Annotated in this window: 20 protein-coding genes and 1 pseudogene; 9 read left to right on the top strand and 12 right to left on the bottom strand. The window is 40.3% G+C overall.

Going from position 1 to position 21719, the window contains the following annotated elements:
* Positions 1-14: 14 nt before the first annotated feature.
* A complete protein-coding gene (uvrC, locus tag BJN41_RS11980) occupies positions 15-1814 on the bottom strand; it encodes an excinuclease ABC subunit UvrC (protein ID WP_070155468.1) in 1800 nt (599 codons plus the stop codon).
* Between the two features lie 316 nt (positions 1815-2130).
* On the opposite strand from uvrC, the pseudogene BJN41_RS11975 reads away from it, so the two are divergent.
* Positions 2131-2746, top strand: a pseudogene (locus BJN41_RS11975) (hypothetical protein).
* A 106-nt stretch (positions 2747-2852) separates the two neighbouring features.
* On the opposite strand, the gene BJN41_RS11970 reads toward BJN41_RS11975, so the two are convergent.
* Complete coding sequence (locus BJN41_RS11970) at positions 2853-3269, bottom strand: PH domain-containing protein (protein ID WP_019836100.1); 417 nt, start codon at positions 3267-3269, stop codon at positions 2853-2855.
* A gap of 113 nt (positions 3270-3382) precedes the next feature.
* The gene (gene lpxO, locus BJN41_RS11965; protein WP_019836101.1) at positions 3383-4297 is read right to left on the bottom strand and encodes a lipid A hydroxylase LpxO; all 915 of its coding nucleotides are present in this window, start codon (positions 4295-4297) and stop codon (positions 3383-3385) included.
* 484 nt (positions 4298-4781) lie between these two features.
* Between lpxO and fadB the strand changes: the two genes are divergently transcribed.
* Positions 4782-6935 carry a fatty acid oxidation complex subunit alpha FadB gene (gene fadB / locus BJN41_RS11960; protein WP_019836102.1) on the top strand — a complete coding sequence of 718 codons (2154 nt, stop codon included), beginning with the start codon at positions 4782-4784 and terminating at the stop codon, positions 6933-6935.
* Positions 6936-6947: 12 nt separating this feature from the next.
* Complete coding sequence (gene fadA / locus BJN41_RS11955) at positions 6948-8120, top strand: acetyl-CoA C-acyltransferase FadA (RefSeq protein ID WP_004975824.1); 1173 nt, start codon at positions 6948-6950, stop codon at positions 8118-8120.
* Between the two features lie 145 nt (positions 8121-8265).
* Here fadA and BJN41_RS11950 read toward each other — a convergent pair whose 3' ends face one another.
* On the bottom strand, positions 8266-8538 hold the full coding sequence (locus BJN41_RS11950; protein WP_070155466.1) for a hypothetical protein: 273 nt from the start codon (positions 8536-8538) through the stop codon (positions 8266-8268).
* Positions 8539-8646: 108 nt separating this feature from the next.
* The gene (locus tag BJN41_RS11945) at positions 8647-9396 is read right to left on the bottom strand and encodes a hypothetical protein (RefSeq protein WP_026437984.1); all 750 of its coding nucleotides are present in this window, start codon (positions 9394-9396) and stop codon (positions 8647-8649) included.
* 207 nt (positions 9397-9603) lie between these two features.
* Here BJN41_RS11945 and BJN41_RS11940 point away from each other — a divergent pair, with 207 nt between their 5' ends.
* Positions 9604-10305: a DsbA family protein gene (locus tag BJN41_RS11940; RefSeq protein ID WP_070155464.1), complete on the top strand. Its 702-nt coding sequence runs from the start codon at positions 9604-9606 to the stop codon at positions 10303-10305.
* Positions 10306-10405: 100 nt separating this feature from the next.
* Here the strand turns inward: BJN41_RS11940 and BJN41_RS11935 are convergent, their stop codons facing one another.
* On the bottom strand, positions 10406-10606 hold the full coding sequence (locus BJN41_RS11935; protein WP_026437985.1) for a dodecin family protein: 201 nt from the start codon (positions 10604-10606) through the stop codon (positions 10406-10408).
* 374 nt (positions 10607-10980) lie between these two features.
* On the opposite strand from BJN41_RS11935, the gene BJN41_RS15640 reads away from it, so the two are divergent.
* The 4 genes from BJN41_RS15640 to BJN41_RS11920 all read left to right on the top strand — a co-directional run bounded on the left by BJN41_RS15640 (position 10981) and on the right by BJN41_RS11920 (position 14422).
* The gene (locus tag BJN41_RS15640; RefSeq protein WP_019836107.1) at positions 10981-11145 is read left to right on the top strand and encodes a hypothetical protein; all 165 of its coding nucleotides are present in this window, start codon (positions 10981-10983) and stop codon (positions 11143-11145) included.
* Positions 11146-11471: 326 nt separating this feature from the next.
* Positions 11472-11651, top strand: coding sequence for a hypothetical protein (locus BJN41_RS11930; RefSeq protein ID WP_019836108.1), 180 nt, complete (start codon positions 11472-11474; stop codon positions 11649-11651).
* A 10-nt stretch (positions 11652-11661) separates the two neighbouring features.
* The gene (locus BJN41_RS11925; protein WP_070155462.1) at positions 11662-13182 is read left to right on the top strand and encodes a hypothetical protein; all 1521 of its coding nucleotides are present in this window, start codon (positions 11662-11664) and stop codon (positions 13180-13182) included.
* Between the two features lie 94 nt (positions 13183-13276).
* The gene (locus tag BJN41_RS11920; protein ID WP_070155459.1) at positions 13277-14422 is read left to right on the top strand and encodes a hypothetical protein; all 1146 of its coding nucleotides are present in this window, start codon (positions 13277-13279) and stop codon (positions 14420-14422) included.
* A gap of 139 nt (positions 14423-14561) precedes the next feature.
* On the opposite strand, the gene htpG is transcribed toward BJN41_RS11920, so the two are convergent.
* The 5 genes from htpG to BJN41_RS11895 all read right to left on the bottom strand — a co-directional run bounded on the left by htpG (position 14562) and on the right by BJN41_RS11895 (position 20613).
* Positions 14562-16478, bottom strand: coding sequence for a molecular chaperone HtpG (htpG, locus tag BJN41_RS11915; protein ID WP_070155457.1), 1917 nt, complete (start codon positions 16476-16478; stop codon positions 14562-14564).
* Between the two features lie 95 nt (positions 16479-16573).
* Positions 16574-16918, bottom strand: a complete 345-nt coding sequence (locus BJN41_RS11910; RefSeq protein ID WP_070155455.1) for a lysozyme inhibitor LprI family protein — start codon at positions 16916-16918, stop codon at positions 16574-16576.
* Between the two features lie 173 nt (positions 16919-17091).
* On the bottom strand, positions 17092-17682 hold the full coding sequence (locus BJN41_RS11905; RefSeq protein ID WP_070155453.1) for an OmpW/AlkL family protein: 591 nt from the start codon (positions 17680-17682) through the stop codon (positions 17092-17094).
* A 572-nt stretch (positions 17683-18254) separates the two neighbouring features.
* A complete protein-coding gene (locus BJN41_RS11900; protein WP_019836114.1) occupies positions 18255-19631 on the bottom strand; it encodes a Na+/H+ antiporter family protein in 1377 nt (458 codons plus the stop codon).
* A 106-nt stretch (positions 19632-19737) separates the two neighbouring features.
* Complete coding sequence (locus BJN41_RS11895; protein WP_070155451.1) at positions 19738-20613, bottom strand: alpha/beta fold hydrolase; 876 nt, start codon at positions 20611-20613, stop codon at positions 19738-19740.
* Between the two features lie 120 nt (positions 20614-20733).
* Here BJN41_RS11895 and BJN41_RS11890 point away from each other — a divergent pair, with 120 nt between their 5' ends.
* Positions 20734-21219 (top strand): DUF4442 domain-containing protein, encoded by a 486-nt coding sequence (locus BJN41_RS11890; protein ID WP_019836116.1) that lies wholly within the window; start codon positions 20734-20736, stop codon positions 21217-21219.
* Positions 21220-21438: 219 nt separating this feature from the next.
* Here the strand turns inward: BJN41_RS11890 and BJN41_RS11885 are convergent.
* A partial coding sequence (locus BJN41_RS11885; RefSeq protein ID WP_141730406.1) for a transposase occupies positions 21439-21719 on the bottom strand: 281 nt, incomplete at its 5' end.

Genomic DNA, 21719 nt, shown 5'->3' with positions numbered 1-21719 from the left:
TATAGAGTAAACAATCATTCATGCAGCACTTTATAAATCGTACGCGCCATCACTTCACCCAGTCCAGGCACTAAAGTTAGCTCTTTTTCTGAAGCTTTCAGTACACCTTGTATACCACCAAAATGAGTGAGTAAATCACGACGACGTTTTGGCCCCAAGCCTGGAATCACCTCAAGTATCGATGAACCACGTTTTTTATCACGTTTGGCACGGTGCTTGGTAATTGCAAAACGGTGTGCTTCATCACGTACCTGCTGAATCAGATGCAGCGCCTTATGATCTTCAGGCAACTGAATTTTGCTGCCATCAGTAAAGTGCAAGGTTTCTAAACCAGGTTTGCGTCCTTCGCCTTTGGACACCCCAATCATAAAGGCATCCAGTCCTAATTCCTGCATCACCTCCATCGCCATATTCAACTGCCCTTTGCCGCCATCAATGAGCAATAAATCGGGCAACATAGCTTTTTTATAACGACGAGTCAGCGCTTGACGCATGGCGGCATAATCATCTCCTGCCTGAATATTCTGAATGGAAAATTGGCGATAATCACGTTTGCGAATACCACCACTGTCAAATACCACGCAAGACGCCACAGTGTCTTCGCCCATGGTGTGCGAAATATCAAAACATTCAATTCGATCAATGGGGCGTCCAACTACTTGTTCTAACTGATGAAAACGTTCATTTAATTCAAAGTGATTAGCGAGTTTACCTTTAATAGCATGCTGCACATTCATTTGCGCCAATTCTTGCCACTCGGCACGAGTTTCACGCACTTTATGTTTGATGTGAATTCTTTTACCGAAGTGTTGCTGTAAAGCTTGCTCCAATTCTTTGCAATCTGCCACTTCCACATTGACAATCAGTTCCGCTGGAATTTCATCGGCCACCTGAAAGTAAAAGTTGGCAATAAAATCGGACAATAGTTGTCCCAAATCATCGCCCAACATATCTGGAAAATAACTCTTACCGCCCAGCATTTTGCCATTGCGCACGTGCATAATTTGCACACAGGTCACACCTGCCTGATAAGCAATTGCGATAATATCGGCTTCACCTTTGACTTTATAAATGGCTTGCTGTGCCTGTACATCACGCAGCAATGCCATACGGTCACGATAAAAGACTGCTTTTTCAAATTCCAACGCTTCGGCTGCAGCTTCCATTTTGGCAATCAATTGCTGATTCAGTTCTTTGCTATCGCCCTGAAGAAAGCGGATCGAATTATGAACATCTTCTTTATATTCTTCGGGCGAAATCAATCCAACACACGGAGCCGAACAGCGTTTGATCTGATATTGCAAACACGGACGCTGGCGCTGGGCAAAATAACTGTTTTCACACTGCCGCACATTAAACAGCTTTTGTAATACCACCAAAGTATCGCGGGCATTATACGCACTAGGATATGGCCCAAAAAACTTACCAACCTGATGCTTGCCTTTGCCGCGCCCACTGGCAATGCGCGGATAAGGCTGATCTGCCGAAACAAAAATATAAACATAAGACTTATCATCGCGCAGCATAATATTGTACGGTGGGCGATGCAGTTTAATCAGGTTTTGTTCAAGCAATAATGCTTCGGTTTCGGAACGCACCACCAAAGTTTCAATATCATATATACGCGCCACTAAAGCTTGCGTTTTAGGATGCTCGATGGTTTTGACAAAATAACTCGACACACGGTTTTTTAAATTTTTGGCTTTGCCGACATATAATAATTCCCCGTCTTTACCCAACATACGGTAAACCCCTGGCAATTGGGTCATATTTGCCAAAATTTTCTCGATATGCTCACTTGCGTTTGGGTTCACGAGTCATCCTATTGTTGCTGCATTCTTTACATGATGTGCTGTTTTGTCTGATTTTTTCAAGCTTTATCCTGTGGCATATCGCATGATCTATCCACGAAAACGATGAGCTCAGTGAAAAAACAATCCGTCTGCAACACAAGATTTGCTATGCTCAGGCATCTTGTCAGCAGCAGTAAAGTGCAGGATAACGACCGCACTACACGGCATACAGATCATTCAAGCCACAACGTCCCAGCCGATCAGTACACATCAGTATGTATCCGCCAAAGACCGTTTGATTGGCAAGCCGCGCTTTCATTTTGAACCTACACAAGTCATGCAATTGTTACGTCAACGGATTATTGGACAAGATGCAGCGCTGAATGAAATCGAAAAAATGCGGGATGTGGTCAAGGCCGATTTTTCCAGCACAGAGCGACCACTTCGAGTGACTTGAATGCTTGGCCCGACAGGTGTTGGCAAGACCGAAACTATAGACTTTCGCAATAGCATGATTTTTATGAGCTAGATCTAGGCGCTCAGGCCGCACAACAATACTTGAATAAACTCAATCTATTGCCTCAAAAAATACAACAATTGTGTTTAAAACGTATGCCAATCCAACCAATCATTGAAAATTCATGCATTGTAAATTTGATCCTGAATTTATAAATCGGATTGACCGTAGTTTGCATTATTAAGCGGTATCTGCTGATGCCCTGCCGCAATTGGTCGAAATTGAATTGGAAAAGCTAAACCATCGCCTGAAGCATCAACAGCGCAAGTTCAATTCACTGCAGCAGCTAAAGTCTATTTTTATCAGTGACATGATTCATTACGGCGTGCGGCATTTGGGGCACAAAATCCGCACTGAACTTGAGCCCATTTTAGCCTTGTATTTTTTAAGTCATCCTGAAAAATCAGAAATGTTTTTTTATTGCAGTGCAGATTAATTACACCGAAAAATAGAATAAGCCCGCAACTTATGCTGTGTGAATCTCAAGGATGCTGCCCTGCTCATCTTCAAGATTGTGTTCTTTCACTTTAAAAGCCTAGGGATTAGTCGGTAATTTCCATTCCCAAGGCCTGACTAAATTTGGTCTGATCTTGAGGTGAAACCAATACAAATTTTGGCTGTCCCGCTTGAAGATAATCAATTTTCAAACGCTTCAGTGACAAAGCAGGTGACGCGACCGAATTATTGGTTTTAGATATTTTTTGAATACTGTCGCGTGGAATATCCCATTTTAAAAACATACAACGAATCTGCAAGCGTTCTGCATCGACCTGATAGCGCGTATTGAACACAGGCCACCACAACACAAAAATGGTGATGAAATACACTCCTGTGTGCACAGGAAATTCTGGCATCGTGCCTTTGGCGTACATCGTCAGCAATAACTGAATCAATAGACCAGACATACAAATCGCAAAAGCCAAAACCCACCAATCTTTTTTAGAACGAAACGTTTGCATAAAAATTCCCCTATTTGCTTCATTCTATACAAAAAAGTAGCCGGGAATTAAAGCGCGATGCTGAAATTGCTCAAAATATCATAAAAAAACGCCCCGAAAGGCGTTGTGATGCTTTAAAACACATAAGGGCGAATAAAAATTAAGAAGAAAATCCCGAGCATCAAAAACCATTTTAAGAAGTAGTACACGCGACTATTTTTAGCTTTTAAAGCCTTGGCTTTTAAACGCACTTGATAGACATAGCCAAAGACTTTGTTTAAGCCACCCGTCTGATCGCCTGCTTCATTCGGAGAGCTTGCTGCGGTCATCACATTTTTGCCAAACCAGTGATTAAACTTTTGCATCCAGAGTGATTTTAACGGACGCTCGACATCGGCAAAGAAAATAATACGGTTTTGAGAAGTGCCATTTTCAGCATAGTGAATATAGGTTTCATCAAACACCACACTTTCACCATCACGCCATGAATAACGCTCCCCATCGACATCAATAAAACAACGGTCATCATTGGGTGTCATCAATCCCAAGTGGTAACGCAATGAACCTGCATACGGGTCACGATGACGCACTAAACGACTGTCGGGCGCTAGTTCAGTAAACATCGCCGCCTTAATGCTAGGCAAAGTTTTTAATAATGCTGTGGTTTTTGGGCATAATTCTGCTGCTGATGGATGCGCGGAGTCATACCATTTTAAATAAAAACGCTTCCAGCCTGTTTTAAAGAATGAATTAAACCCCAAATCATCGTAGCTACTGGAAGCTTTAATACCGCCCTGTTGATATAAAGCTTTGGCTTCATCACGAATCATTTCCCAGTTGTCATCTAAAACTTTTAAATCTTGAAAATGCTGGGTGTCAATATAAGGTTGATTCGGCACTTTAGAAAATAAGTACATTAAATAGTTAATCGGTGCAAGAATGGTCGAATGGTCAAAAAACTGACGATAAAAACTATGACGCACCTTGCCGCGCTGTTGAATATACAACGCTGAAGCGATAAAAATCGCCAAAATAATCCACTTCAACATAGAACTAACCAAATACTTAAAACAGCAGAAATTCAAAAATGTCGCATATTCTACTCAATTTCAGCGCATGAGGTCATCGCAAAAAATAGAACACAGCATTGCAAGTCGCTCTGTATACCTACCCAACCTCACGCTATAAAACGTCACTATCCAAACCAAGCATTGACTTATCTGCCCTAAATAAACCACTGAAAGTTCTACTTTTCAAGCTTTTCTAAGTCCTAAAAGTATTCCAACCCGATAAAAATAGAATAAAAAACAATCACCTTCATCGTGTTTTAAAAATAAGATTTTAAAATCGGGTCAAAAAGCAATTCCACGCTGTGAGAAAAATCATGACCCTTGCGTCACGGCTTGATACAACTTGCTATATTTTTTTTAGATATAGTTATCGTAAGATTAGCGAGGCATATATGTGTGCAGAACTATCGCACACGCTTCATAACATCAACTTAGAAGTCCTCCAAAATAAAGGAGATCAGGCATGATCCACGCTGGCAATGCCATTACCGTCCAAATGCTTTCGGACGGAATTGCAGAATTCCGCTTTGACTTACAAGGTGAGTCGGTCAACAAATTTAACCGTGCAACGATTGAAGACTTTAAAGCTGCGATTGAGGCTGTTAAAGCAAACAATGAAGTGAAAGGTTTAATCGTCACTTCTGCGAAATCAACCTTTATCGTGGGTGCAGACATCACCGAATTTGGCGCAAACTTCGCTCAAGGCGAACAAGCCATTGTGGATTGGGCGTTGCCTGTTCACGACATCTTCAATGCTTTTGAAGATTTAGACATTCCTAAAGTTGCTGCAATCAATGGTATGGCATTGGGCGGCGGCTTTGAAATGTGTTTGGTATGTGATTACCGTGTGATGTCAGACCAAGCACAGGTGGGCTTACCAGAAATCAAACTCGGTATTTTCCCAGGCTTTGGTGGCACGGTTCGTTTAAGCCGCGTTATTGGTATCGACAATGCGGTTGAATGGATGGCAATGGCCAACCCTAAACGCCCTGATGCTGCACTCAAAGACGGCGCTGTAGATGCTGTGGTTGCTGCAGATCAATTACAAGCGGCTGCGTTGGACTTGGTTAAGCAAGCCATTGCAGGTCGTTTGGACTGGAAAGCAAAACGCCAAGAAAAATTAGACCCTGTAAAATTGAACCCACTTGAACAAATGATGGCGTTCAACACGGCGAAAGGTGCGGTATTAGCCAAAGCGAATCCTGCACAATACCCAGCACCAAAACTCATGCTGGATTCTTTACAAGCAGGTGCAAGCTTGCCACGTAATGACGCGCTCAAAGCTGAAGCTGAAGGCTTTGCTAAAGCTGCTGTAACGCCTCAAGCAGGTGCGTTGATTGGTTTGTTTATCAACGACCAAGTGGTGAAAAAGACCTCGAAAAAATATGAAAAAGGTGCACATCCTGTGAACCAAGCGGCTGTACTCGGCGCGGGTATCATGGGCGGTGGTATTGCTTACCAAGCGGCAAGCAAAGGCACACCAATTATCATGAAAGACATCGGCAATCCACAATTAGCATTGGGGATGTCTGAAGCAAACAAATTGCTGACCAAGCAAGTTGAACGTAAAAAAATGACACCTGCCAAAATGGGTGAAACTTTGGCACGTATCCGCCCAACTTTAAGCTATGACGAGTTTAAAGAAGTAGATATCGTGATTGAAGCCGTGACTGAAAATCCAAAAGTCAAAGGCATTGTGTTGGCTGAAACTGAGAAAAATGTTCGTGACAACACGATCATTGCTTCAAATACTTCAACCATTTCAATCACACGTTTGGCTGAAAACCTACAACGTCCAGAAAACTTTGTCGGCATGCACTTCTTTAACCCAGTGCACATGATGCCATTGGTAGAAGTGATTCGTGGTGAAAAAACTTCACCTGAAGCAATTGCGACCACTGTGGTTCTTGCTCAGAAAATGGGTAAAACACCAATCGTAGTGAATGACTGCCCAGGCTTCTTGGTGAACCGCGTATTGTTCCCTTACTTTGGTGCATTCGACTTGTTACTGAAAGATGGTGCAGACTTCCAGCAAGTCGACAAAGTCATGGAAAAATTCGGCTGGCCAATGGGTCCTGCATACTTAATTGACGTTGTCGGTATCGACACGGGCGTTCATGGTGCAGAAGTTATGGCAGAAGGTTTCCCTGACCGCATGAAGCCAGACTTTAAAGGCTCAATCCAAGTCATGTACGAAAACAAACGTCTTGGTCAAAAAAATGACGTAGGTTTCTACAAATATGAATTGGATCGCAAAGGCAAAAAAGCCAAAGTGGTTGATCCAACTGCATACGAGCTTGTAGCATCTGTGGCAACATCTGAAAAACGCGAATTTGATGCACAAGAAATCATTGACCGTATGATGTTGGCGTTCTGTAACGAAACTGTTCGTTGCTTAGAAGACAACATTGTGGCAACACCATCTGAAGCAGATATGGCGATGATTATGGGTGTCGGATTCCCTCCATTCCGTGGTGGTCCATGCCGTTACATCGACCAAACAGGTGTTGCTGAATACGTTGCACTTTGCGACAAATACGCACACTTAGGTAAGGCTTATGAAGCGCCACAAATGTTGCGTGACATGGCTGCTAACAATAAAAAATTCTACGGTTAAGGAGCAACGTGAATGGCTACTTTAAATCCACGTGACGTTGTCATCGTTGATGGCGTACGTTCTGCAATGGGTAAAACCAAAAACGGTATGTTCCGCAATGTACGTGCTGACAGTCTATCTGCTGAATTGGTTCGTGCTTTAGTTGCTCGTAACCAGTTTGATGTCAACGAAGTTGAAGATGTAATCTGGGGCTGTGTGAACCAAACCCTAGAACAAGGCATGAACATTGGTCGTAATATTGCATTATTGGCTGATCTTCCAAAAACAGTAGCGGGTCAAACCGTAAACCGTCTTTGTGGTTCTTCAATGCAAGCAATCCACACGGCTGCAGCACAAATTGCAACCAATCAGGGTGATATTTTCATCATTGGTGGTGTAGAGCACATGGGCCATGTGGGCATGATGCACGGTATCGACATCAACCCTGCTGCATCGAAGCACTATGCCAAAGCATCAAACATGATGGGCTTAACTGCTGAAATGTTGGGTCGCATGAACGGTATTTCGCGTGAAGAGCAAGATGCTTTTGGTGTGGAATCACACCGTCGTGCATGGGCTGCAACACAAGAAGGTCGTTTTAAAAACGAAATCATTGGCATTGAAGGTCATGACGCAAATGGCTTTAAACAGCTATGCGACATCGACGAAGTGATCCGTCCAGATGCCAACCTTGAGGCGTTCCAAGCTTTACGTCCTGTATTTGACCCGAAAGGCGGTACGGTCACTGCGGCAACATCTTCAGCATTGTCTGATGGTGCATCTGCGATGTTGCTTATGTCTGCTGAACGTGCACAAGCTTTAGGTTTAAAACCACGTGCGGTGATTCGCTCTATGGCAGTTGCAGGCTGCGATGCAGCAATCATGGGTTATGGCCCAGTACCTGCAACTCAAAAAGCGCTTAAACGTGCTGGCTTGTCAATTGCAGACATTCAAACCTTTGAATTAAACGAAGCGTTTGCTGCACAAGGTTTGTCTGTTCTTAAAGGCTTAGGCATTTATGATCAGCAAGATCGTGTGAACTTGAACGGTGGTGCAATTGCACTCGGTCACCCATTGGGTTGTTCAGGTGCGCGTATCACCACCACATTGCTGAACGTGATGGAACAACAAGACACGCAAATCGGTCTAGCAACCATGTGTATCGGTCTTGGTCAAGGTATCGCGACAATTATTGAGCGTGTGTAAAAAGTCTTCGTAAGAAAAAAATCCTCGCATCATGCGGGGATTTTTTATTTTGTTGTTTTGAACTGTTCTGATTTTTAAATTTTATTCTTTTGCATTTTTATCTTGATATGTAAATGACTGATCAGTTGTGATTTACCTGTATAACTTAAACTAACAACTCTCCCATCAACCATGTCATATAGCGTTCTTTGTCCATAAAGTCTGGGGCGCTGCCTGTATCCAAGCAGTAATATTGCTGATTAAATTCAATCACAATTTGTTCAGTCTGATGCCAATCTTCAACCAAACGAAAGTGCTGATTAAAGAAGTAACGGTTCTTGCCCCAATTATTTAAATTTTCGAGTTTCGGGTAGTTCTTATTTTCCAGAAATTGCAAATACAGTTGTTGAATATCATCAAAGACTTGAATGTTGTTCATATCGGACCTGCCTAGCTGAGCCATTAAATCAACAGCTACAGTTTAGGCAAGAGATTTGAACAACAGATGACATTCTTTTGACAATTTGATGTATGGATTTGCTAGACCTTATAACTTGCTTTCAAGGGCCCGCTGATGCTGCTGACTGATCTCTTGCATTTGCGTATTGAGTTGCACCATCTCTTGATATACGGTATTAAATTCTTTCAAGGCTGCATCTTCATAAAACATAAAGGTATTGTTTTTGAGCTCCCATTTGTTGTTTTTTAAAATTGCAAACAACACATACGCTTTACCCAAATTTTTCTTTTCTAATTCAAATAATGTGTAACCTTGGTCATTATGGCGGCTTTCCAATAAAGATTCTGCTAAATGACGGCGCAAATTATGATTGATTTCAAGATTCTCAATTTGCTCTAGAGCCATCGCTTCATGCTGTTCTAAATGCTCCTGATACAAATCTACCATGGCACGCACTTGCACTAACATGGCTTCGGTATCGGCATAGTCTTGTTTTTTGTCTGCAGCAAGTCGTTGAGGATTTAAAAACTGATCCCAATTCAAGGCTTTTAATTCACGCAAATAACTATTACGCGCTTCGGCACTTTGTACCATGTGACTCAACACAAAACTTGCCATGACCTGATAATCACCCGCTAAGCGTGAGTCGTGCACATTAATCTGAATCGGTTTAGACCAATCCTGTGCCTGTACAAAAATCTGTTCAGCTTTTTCATGAATCACATTTTGATAGGCGTGCAATTGCGCAACTTGTTTTTGCTGACTGTTATATTGATAAAACATCCACCCAAAAATAATACCCGTTACACACCCAATGATTAGCACTATCCGTCGCATGAGTGCCCTCTTATTTTTAATATTTGTTTTATCTTACCGTGAAGCCCATCACATTTGTATAGATTTCATACTTATTTTATTACTAAACTATTGGAATATACCACCTTGTATTTGACCAGATGCTCAAAAATAAGTTTAGCATCGCTTTATGCTTTAAATTTTATGTAACATCCCCATCTTAGTAAAAAACAGAATTTGAGATTATTCATGCGCGTTGATATTTGGTCAGATATTGTTTGTCCGTTTTGCTATATCGGCAAAAAACGTTTGGAAGCTGCTGCTGAAGAGGCAGGTGTGGAATTAGAAGTGCATTGGCACAGCTTTGTACTTGACCCAGATGCACCACCGCGTCAGGAAGTATCTAATTCAGAGCGTTTAGCACAAAAATATGGGCGCAGCCTTGCCGAAGTAGAAGAAATGCAGCGTAATATTGCCGAAATGGCAAAAGCTGAAGGTATTGACTTTCAATGGGAAAATGCCAACTCAGGCAACACCTTTAATGCGCATCGCTTGGTGCATTTGGCACAAAGCAAAGGCTTGGGCAACGAAGCCAAAGAAGCTTTTTTCTATAGCTATATGACTCAAGGTTTAGCAATTGGCGAACGTGAAACACTCGAAGATGTTGCATCACGAATCGGGCTGAATCCTGTAGAAGTGGATGATGTTCTAGATTCTGACGAATATGCCGACTTTGTAAAATTTGACCAAGAAGTCGCACGTGAACAATTAAACGTTACTGGCGTACCGTTCTTTGTGTTTGATCAGCGTATTGCTTTAGCTGGTGCGCAGCCACGTGAAGTCTTTGTGCAAGTACTGCAAAAAGCCCTTGAAACAGCAAGTGAGCTAGATGTTGAAGATGCAGCAAACTGCGATGCAGAACAATGCGATCTGCCTGAACCCAAAGCATAAGCTTAAAATATAGGTAAGTTCAATAGCGTTCTTCAAACTAGATTAGACGCCAAAAAAATCCCGAAACGGGATTTTTTTTGGACTTTCAAGTGCATCGAGTTTATTCAACCAAGAAGCTAATTTTTAAATTGACCCGATACTCCGTGATTTGATTGTCTCTAATCACCACTTTTTGTTCGTTAATCCACGCGCCTTGGACATTCTTAACCGTTTCTGTCACTTTGGCGATTCCAGTTTGAATCGCGTCTTCAAAACTTTTTGAACTACTTGAATTAACTTCAACTACTTTTGCAATTGCCATGATTTTCTCACTGTCCTTTATCGTTATTGAAATTCCATCATAGATTAAAAAAACCGCACTTTTAGGTTGTTTAACCAATCGCAGCTAAAACATTACACGATTTCACACTGTCGAAAAATGTCATTAATCTTTCGCAATAAATCTTGTCAAAATTTAAATTTTGCAGACATCTCAACCATTTAAGCCTTAAAAAAAAACTAGAGCTAAAACTCTAATATATTGTTTTATATTGTTATTTTCAGGATGATTGCCGAAATGATCATTTTGTAAATTTTAAACTTTGTTATGATTCATGTGAATTTTTTATTTAGTTAGATCTCTCTCTACAATGTCTAGCTTGTGTCTAGACATAAATACTTTGGATGGACATTCCCATGAATATGTTTAAATCTGTTTTGATGGTTTCACTTCTAGCAATTGCTGCAAATGTATCTGCTCAAATTGTGCATGTACCTGATTTTCCAACGCAAAAAGTGAATACAGAATCGGCTGCATCTGAAGCTGTTGTGAATGAGCCAACTTCGCAAAAAGCCGCCTAAGTTTCTCGTTGTATCCACTTATTTTGACTATATTCACCTCTCCCATTTCTCTCCCCAAACAGCAGTCTAAATCGGTCTGCTGTTTGTTTTTCTAGTGCTAAGTTTGCTTCAAATCTCCCTACTGCTTCTAAAAGCTGCGTCCTCCCCCACTGTCAGTACTTTTTTGGGCAGTGTGATTTAAATTTATTTGATTATTTCCATATAAAAATCGCATTTTTTGTCAATAATGTCTAAAAAAGCACAAAAGCTGACAATTTTGAGCATGTATTTTTTTATTAAATCCTTATAATTAAAGTGATTTGTTTTCATTGCTATAGCAGATGCCTATGCAACAACTTCAAGCACTTATACAAAGAAAAATTCCACCTCAAGCGATTGAGGTCAACCATTTAATCGAATTAGCCAAACGCTATCCTCAACCACAATCGGCAGAATATAAATTGATTGAATTGGCGCTGAATATTGTCTTGGCCGATTATTTAGAAAAAGCACAACAACATATTTAAGTATGTATGAATGAATACACTAGAAAAATCACTGTTGATTAAAGAATTACACGACTTAACCGATGCCTTAAAGCTTAAAAGACTCAGTCTGTATGAAACAGCCAAAGCCAAAGCACGCATTAAAGACATTTTTATGCTGTGCGATGAACCGATTTTTCAAAAACAGTTGCTCACATTTAAAGCCTTACAAAATCCAATTCAAACTGCTGCAACTTTTGCAGAACAAAGTTTATATGCCCAATCTTTTCGTGGCGTATTTACAGAACCAGAAACACTTGAAGCAGCACTTTATCAACAGCCTGAAACAGGTTGGGCGATTTTGTATCAACCTAGAGCAGGTTGGCAAATTTGGTTAATTCCTGCTACTGAACGCACTGCTCTACTCAGCGAATTCCAAGATTTAGAGCAGGTCTATCGCTGGATGATGCAACAGCAGCAACAATACCACTGCCTTCAAACCGATGCTGAACTGAAGCAAGCTGCTGTTCTAGAAGCAGCACAAACGGCAACGATCGAAGCTGCGAAAACTCAGCAAATTTTTACCACTGCAGAACCGGAAGAAAATAAAGCTGTATCTCCACCAATTCAATTTGAACTTATTACACAGCACATCACTACAGAAGAAGCGACCTCGTCTGATACTCAAGTTTTAGACGTGACTGAATATGAACTCACTATTGAACCGATCACAAATCAAACGATCATTTCCAATCCAACGCTGAACACAACTCAGCCAGACGTGTCAACAATAGATACGGCCCAACCACTACCAGCCATCACACCAAAAACAAGCACCACCCTAGCTTATAATCTATTGTTAAACCAATATAGCTGCCCAATTTCTGCGCTCAATCTTAGCCAAAACGAGTCAGTGCAGTTATACCGAGTCTTTTTGTCTGAAGCACCAGAAGTCACCCAATATGCCGATGTGTTGGTGCATTTGTCTGATCCTGAAGAAGACCAGCAACAGCTGTTGGCGCGTGCGGTATATATAGCAGAACAAACCAATACGCAAGGACACTTTATTAAATATCTGGTGTTGCTTGGCACATTAGATCAAATACAAGCGATTCGTTTGACTCAAAACCTTTGCCAACAGTTTGAACATAAGATTGCAGCAATACGTGAAATTTCTTGGGAAAAATTACAAGAAAATTTATTTGATTTTAATCAGCTTTTTCAATGCTATAGTGTTGCTCAAATCGTGTGGCAGCAAGAGCAATATTTTTCTTTTATTCCAAAACAACATATTCAAACCACCAAATTTATTCAGTTCGAAGAAAATGAAGCGCAGAGTCATACTCCTTTGATTTTACTGAAAGAACGACAAAAAATTCGTGTGATTCATGGTCAAAAGCGTTTACAACTGTCCCGTACAGAACAAGCTGTACCACATATTTTATTAGATCGGCAACAAGGTATGAGTTGGCAAATGATTCAAAAAGTCATTTCTCAATTACAACAACCAATTGATGCTATACAATTGTGGCAAGCACTTCAAATGTATAAAGAAAAAGAGATTTCTGCCTAAAAACTGCCGTTTATATTATGATTTTGTAGCCAAGTCTTGCTTTTATCTTATAGATTTTCAACACTAGCAAAAATGGCTTAAAGATCAGTAAATAATGTCAAGAATAAAGCACACATCGCCTTTTATATTAAGCTGTCTCTTAAGTGGGGTCGCAGGCACCGCTTTTGCACAAGAATCATCTCAAGAAGTGGATCAAGCTTATACTCCACTGCCACCTTATGAATTGCCTGTCGCTCCGCCAAGTGCATCAGATAAAAACAGTTTTTATTACACCATTCCACGTTGGATTGATTCCACACCGACGGTGTTACCCGAACAATCCAATGAACCCATTGTACCTCCCACCGCAGAAACAGAACATTTAACCTGGTTCGATCAACGACAAAAAAATATTCGTAATTGGGCCGATAAAACGGCACTTAAGTTAGACAACTGGTTTGGTGAACCAAGCCCTGAACAGCCTGCCTCAGCTACTTTACGGGTTTTGGTCGATAGCAGTTGGGACAAGCATAATGAATATGAAGTCAAACCTCGTATTCGCGGAAAAATCAAACTGCCTACGCTTGAAAATAAACTCAGTGTCGTTTTTGGTGATGACTCACTGGATAACGAATTGCAAAATAACATCGCTATTACCAACGAAAACCCAGGCAATGCTGCAGACAAAACCTTAGACAGTAAACGTAGCCGTGAAGACAACAGTTCTTTGGCATTACGCTGGTCCAACTTTGCCGATCGTCTGCCTTTTGAAACAGATGTCGATTTAGGGGTGCGTTCTGGCGATGATATATATTTGCGTTTAAAAGCCAGTAAAGACTGGGCTTTGGAAAATGATTTCTCTTTTCATGCCGAACAAATTTACCGTTATGGCATCGACAGTGAAAATTATCTCAGAACCAACTTGGAGCTAACACACGCCCGTCCCAATCAAGCGTTCTTGTCCAATCAATTTAGCTTGACCTATGCCGATGAACAAGATGATGATTTGGTTTGGGACAACTACACCTTTAGACAACATCAATTCTTTGCAGGTAACCGTTTTAACTACGGCATTTATACAGGCGGTTATTATCACGATGATGACTTGCGTTTWAATCGATGGGGGCCATTTGTCTCTTGGCGTCAACCATTTTTACGTGAATGGTTCTTTATTCAGGGCGATGTCAATTATTTAAATGATGATCGTGCAGATCGTAGTCATTATCTCGGTGCTTTAGTGCGTTTAGAAGCCATTTTCTAAACAGGTAACATCTACAATCAATTCAAATTAAAAAACCAAGTCTTGTTCGCAAGACTTGGTTTTTTGCAAGATGATTTTGCAAAATGACGATGCATTATTTGCACAACACATCCTCAATCACGTTCATGTGAAAACAGTCTTACTTTAACAGCAAGCTATTAATACGTTTCACATATTCCGCTGGGTCTTCAGGCAAACCACCTTCAGCAATTACAGCCTGATCAAATATTACATGCGCTAAATCATCAAATTGATTTGAGTCCTGTAATTTTTTCACCAATGGATGCTCTGGATTGATTTCCAAAATTGGCTTCATATCAGGTACAGCTTGTCCTGCATCCTTTAACATACGAATCAATTGTGGCGACAGCTCACCTTCACCTGTCACTAAGCAGGCAGGTGAATCGACCAAACGTGTCGTTACACGTACTTCTTTGGTTTTAGCACTTAAAGATGCTGACAATTGCTCGATCACAGGTTTAAATTGTTCTGCAGCCGCATCTAAAGCTTTTTTCTCTTCGGCATCTTGTAGATCGCCTAAATCAACTGCACCTTTAGACACGTTTTGCATTGGCGTGCCATCAAACTCATGCACAAAGTTCATAGCCCACTCGTCTACGCGTTCTGCCATCAACAACACTTCAATGCCWTTTTTCTTAAATAGCTCCAACTGTGGAGAATGCTTTGCTGCGTTCAGGTTATCTGCAGTAACGTAGTAAATCGCTTTCTGACCTTCTTTCATTCGCGCTTTGTAGTCCGCCAATGAGGTACTGATGTCATCATTGCTTGAAGTGGCATAGCGTAATAATTTCAGGATACGCTCACGGTTACCAAAGTCTTCGCCTAAGCCTTCTTTTAAGACTGAACCAAATTCTTGATAGAATTGCTTAAATTTTTCTTGGTCTTTTTCATCTTCAGACTTGGCCAAATTGTCCAACATGGTCAACACACGACGTGTATTGCCTTCGCGGATGGTTTTCACATCACGGCTTTCTTGCAATAACTCACGGCTCACGTTCAACGGCAAATCGGCGCTATCCACCACACCTTGCACAAAGCGCAGATAATTAGGAATCAGGTTGTCTGCCTCATCCATAATAAATACGCGTTTCACATACAATTTAATTCCCGCTTTCGCTTCACGGGTAAAAATGTTATGCGGTGCTTTACTTGGTACATACAACAACTGGGTGTATTCAGTGCTGCCTTCAACGCGGTTATGCGCCCATGCCAATGGTGCGTCAAAATCGTGACTGAGGTTTTTATAAAACTCGATGTACTGTTCTTCGCTAATTTCGTTTTTATTGCGCGTCCACAACGCACTGGCCGAATTAATCGTTTCCCATTCATCAGTTTCCACATACTGACCTGCTTTCGGTGTTTCACCTTCAGCGGCTTCTTCTTGCTGCCATACTTCTTTCTGCATTTGAATTGGCAAACTGATATGATCAGAGTATTTATTGATAATCTGCTTAACTTTGTAGCTTTCTAAATAATCCAGTGCATCTTCACGCAAATGCAAAATAATATCGGTACCTCRTTCTGCTTTGTGAATTTGCTCGACATCAAACTCGCCCGTACCCGCACTGCTCCAACGCACGGCTTCATCTGCAGCCAATCCCGCACGGCGTGATTCCACAGTAATTTTATCGGCCACGATAAAACCTGAATAAAAACCAACACCAAATTGACCAATCAATTGTGCATCAGCTTTTTGATCGCCGGTTAATTTAGACATAAAGTCTTTGGTGCCCGATTTGGCAATCGTACCTAAATGATCAATCGCTTCCTGTTGGCTTAGACCAATGCCGTTATCTGAAATAGTTAAAGTTTTATTTTCTTTATCTAGACGAATACGTACACGTAAATCAGGATCATTTTCATAATATTCAGGATGGTTGATACCCTCAAAACGTAATTTGTCGCAGGCATCTGATGCGTTAGAAATCAGTTCACGCAAGAAGATTTCAGGGTTGGAATAAAGAGAATGGGTCACCAAATGTAATAACTGCGCCACTTCGGCTTGGAAACTGTGTTTTTGGCTTTGCTCGCTCATTCATCACTCCTTAAAATTCATAAACATGGTTATTGTTGGATGTGTTAATGAATTGGAGTGATGTGCTGATTTTTCAAGCCTAAATCTAGAAAAATTTAAAAAGGTGCGCGTTGATAAACCTGATTTAAATGATAATCTAATTTCTGCTGACGCAAATTATACATTTGGGTTAAACAATCGACTGAAGCGCCACAACGATCACGCAATTCTAACCAGCGCAATTGTTCATCACGAATTTGTGAACGCATCCCCATGGCGACCAAACGGCTGACGATACGATAGGTGGTGGCCATTTTCACATCGGCATCATTGACCGCACGATGTTCACAAATGGCATGTTCCGTTTGTGTTTTGGCTTTCTCACAAGGAAAACTTGCCGCATGCCCCGCAACACTTAGCATTAAACCAAGCCACACTAACCAACCATATTTGATCGACATGAATGAATTCCTTATTTATTGTTCTTTACTTTATCTTTCAGACTGTAAATGAACATGGCATATGCTCTCAATTTTTTCATTCGCTACATTTGTTATTTTTTGCAATAAAAAAACCCCACCCTAAAGATGGGGTTACGCTGATTTTTATTATTATAAAGAGCTACGTTTTATGATTAGAATTTGTAGCTATAACCGATGGTGTACACCATTGGGTCAATGTCTAGATCGAATTTTGGCAAACCTTCGATTTCAACTTCTGGACTTAGTTGTGCATAACGTGCATCAAAGAATACGCCCCAGTTTTTCGCATCCGCTGGCTGGAAGTTAAAACCGATTTGACCTGCAAAACCAAAGTCTTCTTTTACCTTAACTTTACCTAAATCAGATTTTTCATCCCATGCAACAAATGCAGTACCACCTACACCAATGTATGGTGTAAAACGAGTTGAATTTTTAAAATTATATTTCGCTGTTAACGTTGGTGGTAATTGTTTGATTTTAAGAGCAGAATCACCATTCACTAGCACATCGTGGCTGATTGGCGTAGCCAACAATAATTCTGCAGAGATATTGTCATTAAAGAAATATTCTACAGAGGGTGTAAATGCATATTCATGATCAGCTTCTACATTCACTGCGCCATTTAGAATATCTGTATCTTGTGTTGGAGAAATTACAGAACCACCAACTTTAACTTGCCATTGACCTGCCATAGCAGAAGCAGACATCCCCATTAATGCAATTAGAGCAACTTGCTTTAACATTTCAAAACCACCCTTTAGAATAAAAATCTTAATGCTTAATTAATATTAAACGCGACAACTATTAATATGCAACACGTATTAAACATAATATTTTAATTATTTTATAAATCATTAATTATTATATAAATTTATTTTAAATAGACCAAATTACTTGGTTTTAAAACCCGAGTTAATTAATAAAGTTTATATTATTATTTCCCGACTATATTACTCAATTTTATTTAAAAAATAAATTAAAAGATTTATTTAAAATACATCTTATATTTATTTAAAAATTAAACAAATTTATTTTAAATTGATTAATTCACTTAGAATTTCTATTTTTAAATCTTATAAAATCAATAAAAATTATTAAAATTAAATAAAGAGAATTAAAATCACCTTCATTCTAATATATGAAGCTGATGACAATGAAAACAGACTATTTTGTTTAGAGATTTAAAATCGTGTATTGAGATGCAATCGGCAGATGTGAGGATGAACTTGAAGTATATTTTTTTGTTGTTTTAACACTGTGCTGCAACGTGCCCAGCCTATTCTGAACACGTGCGCTTACACATTTTGGTGATGATTTACAGCACCATCGCTGCAATCCAACCAAAAATGATCAATGGGATATTAAAGTGAATAAAAGTTGGTACCACACTGTCCTTCATGTGGTCGTGCTGCCCATCCATATTTAAGCCCGAAGTTGGCCCTAAGGTTGAATCCGATGCTGGAGAACCCGCATCTCCTAAGGCTGCTGCTGTGCCAATAATTGCAATGGTCGCTGCAGGACTAAAACCGAACTGCAAACATAAAGGCACATAAATAATTGCTAAAATAGGCACGGTAGAGAAAGACGAGCCAATCCCCAAGGTGATTAACAAACCAATCAGCAACATTAAAAATGCTGCTAAGCCTTTGCTATCACCTATCCACTGTACGGAAGCTTCCACCAATGCAGGTACTTGATTGGTGGCTTCAATCACTGCCGCGAAACCTTGTGCAGCAATCATAATAAAGCCGATGAGTGCCATCATCCGCATACCGGTAATAATCACATCATCCGCTTCTTTCCATTTGAAAATTCCTGCACAGCTTAAAATGGCAACACCCACCAAACCTGCCAGAATCATCGAATCTGAATACAATTGCACTGCTAAGGTTGCAATAATCGCAAACACTGCCATCCACAGCGTAAATTTAGCAATTTGTGGTGCTTGTAAGCTTGACCCTGCTGTATCTGCATTGAGTTCACTCGAAATGCTTTGAGTACGTGCTACCTGCACATCTTGATAGTGTCGTGGCTTGCGATAGCTCACAAACAACGCGATCAATAGACCAATGAACATCCCAAACACAGGAATAAACATGGCAGCAGGAATATCTTCATTTTGAATGGCAAAACCATACGGAGCACCAAAGGTGTTGATATTGTGTGCCAAAATATCATTCAGAAAGATTGCACCAAAACCCACAGGAACAAACATATAGGTGGCAACCAAACCAAAAGTCAGCAAACAAGCCACTGCACGACGGTCTAGGTTTAAATGATTGAAAACACTTAATAAAGGTGGAATCAATACAGGAATAAATGCAATATGTACTGGAATCAAATTTTGTGAGAAGACCGCTGCCAAAGCCACGGTAAAATAAATCAGATATTTAACACGGTTTTGTACCTTAGTATTACTGCTACCTGTTAAGGTGCGAATCAGTTTATACGCCAATAAGTCTGGTAAACCTGAGCGTGCCAAAGCCAAAGCAAATGCACCTAAAATACCGTAAGCCAAGGCAATTTTAGCGCCACCACCTAAGCCATTATTAAACGCATCTAAAGTGCCTTGTAAGCCTAAACCAGCCAGTAAACCACCTGAAACTGCACCAATCACCAAGGCAAAAACTACAGGCACACGAGCCAACGACAATCCGAACATGATTGAAATGGCAGCAAGAATTGCGAACATAAGAGATGAAATTCAAAAAAGAAGCTATTTTATCAGAGATTATGGATGATGGAGTTGACCAAACCTTCAACTCCGACAAATGAATCTAAGTGTGATCAAGCAAAAATCACTGATTTTCATGCTTATAAGCAAAGTCACGGATAGCTGTAGCAACAGCTTGTGGCTGACTAAGAATTGCCCAATGATTGGCAGCCAACTCCACACGTTGAAAATCATCTACCCAGCGTGGCATTTCATCAATCAATTCAGCACCCACAAATTGATCATATTTCAAGACAATGGCTTGCACAGGGCAAATTGCGTAACGCTGCCGCGGCTTCAATAAACGTGGCATGAAATTAGCGCGATATAAATTGACGCCATATCGCCCATCTTTACGGATATTAGGATTGACCGGAATATCTTGATCACGTTCTAAACGCATCACTACCTGACGCCATTGTTCAGGATGAAAGAACTGCCAAACTGTAGGCGCAAGTGCAGGAAGTTGGAAAGCAGCAATATACGAAGATTTACGCATTTGTTTGAAAAATTTAATTTTATTTTCAGAAAACTGCTTACGCATCGAAAACGCTGCATGATCCAAACATGGGCCTGAAATACTACTGTAAGATAAAATTCGTCCTTTTAAATCTGGATCAGTTACAGCTTCCCAAGACTGAATTGAACCCCAGTCATGAGCTGCCAAGTGAAATGCACGCTGCCCCAAAACGGCATGAGCAACAGCCATTAAATCTGCAGCCAATTGAGCCAAGCTATAGGCACGAATGGATTTGGGAATGGAAGATTGTCCCGCACCACGTACATCGTAACTCACCACATAAAAATCTTGTACCAACACGGCAATCACTCGTTCCCAGACTTCTTGGTTATCTGGATAGCCATGCAGCAAAATCAATGCAGGTGCCGTTTTTTCACCCCAAGTTTTGACATAAAGCTGTTGACATTCTGAGGTTTCAACCCATTGCGTTTGTGCTTGCATAAACATCCTGTTATTTTTTGTTGACATGATTGCTATTGAGAATAATAAAATATGCTATTGGCTTGCTCAAATTTCATACTAATATAAGAAAAATCTACTTAAGGCTTTATAAAATTTCCCATGAATCTCATCAAAAAATTGCAGCAACTTCCTATCGTTTCTAAATACTTTTTAAATCGGTACCCACCCTATCGGGGTGCAGGTATTGAAATTGATCAAATCGATTTAGCCAACTACCATGTCCGTGTCAAAATGCCACTTACCCGCAAAAATCAAAATATTGTCGGCGTACATTTTGGCGGCAGCCTCTATTCCATGGTCGATCCATTTTATATGTTAATTCTGATGCATCACTTGGGTTCAACATATATTGTTTGGGATAAAGCGGCAACAATTCATTTCCTCGCCCCAGGACGCAGTACGGTGTATGCAGATATTCGCCTGAGTGCCGCTGAAGTCGAGGAAATCAAACAGATCGCAGAAGACTATGCGCCTCTGACACGTCAATATACGCTCAATATTGTCGACGAATCAGGTGTACGAATTGCAGAAGTGCATAAAACGTTATATATCCGACGTAAAAAGCCCAAAGCCGTAGCAACGTAATTTTTAGCTCACATAAAAACGCAGAATCTAATGATTCTGCGTTGTTGTTAATATTATTTTAATCAAAAGACAAAAAGATCAATGTCACCGACAAACTTCTCTACTCTTTTTGAGCAGGTATGAATCAATTAACGTATTACTGTTGATACATCAGTGGATCATAAAAATTATAAACATTGATAGTATTTAAAATTAAAGGATTATAGGACTTACGCACTATTATTTAAAGATTCTCTGTGGTAGCAGATGATTTTTATCGAGAATAAAGTCATCAATGAAGTTTTTGATAACTGGTCTAAATAATTTCTTCTGCCAACGATATACATTTTCAAAGATCCGCTCAAACTGGTTCTTTTGTATCTCGACGTAGGCCATCAAGGCTGAAAAAATATGATTCAAAATCAGTTTAGATCGTCTTACTTGAAACTTTTCAATATGACAAACCTGTTTAATCACCCGGTGATATTGCTCTATTTTCCAATGACTTGAATGTAATTCAT

Origin of the sequence: Acinetobacter towneri (assembly GCF_001758345.1) — a bacterium.
GTDB lineage: Bacteria > Pseudomonadota > Gammaproteobacteria > Pseudomonadales > Moraxellaceae > Acinetobacter > Acinetobacter towneri_A.
Note: the sequence above shows the minus strand (reverse complement) of the source record. Positions and strands in the feature narration are given on the sequence as shown.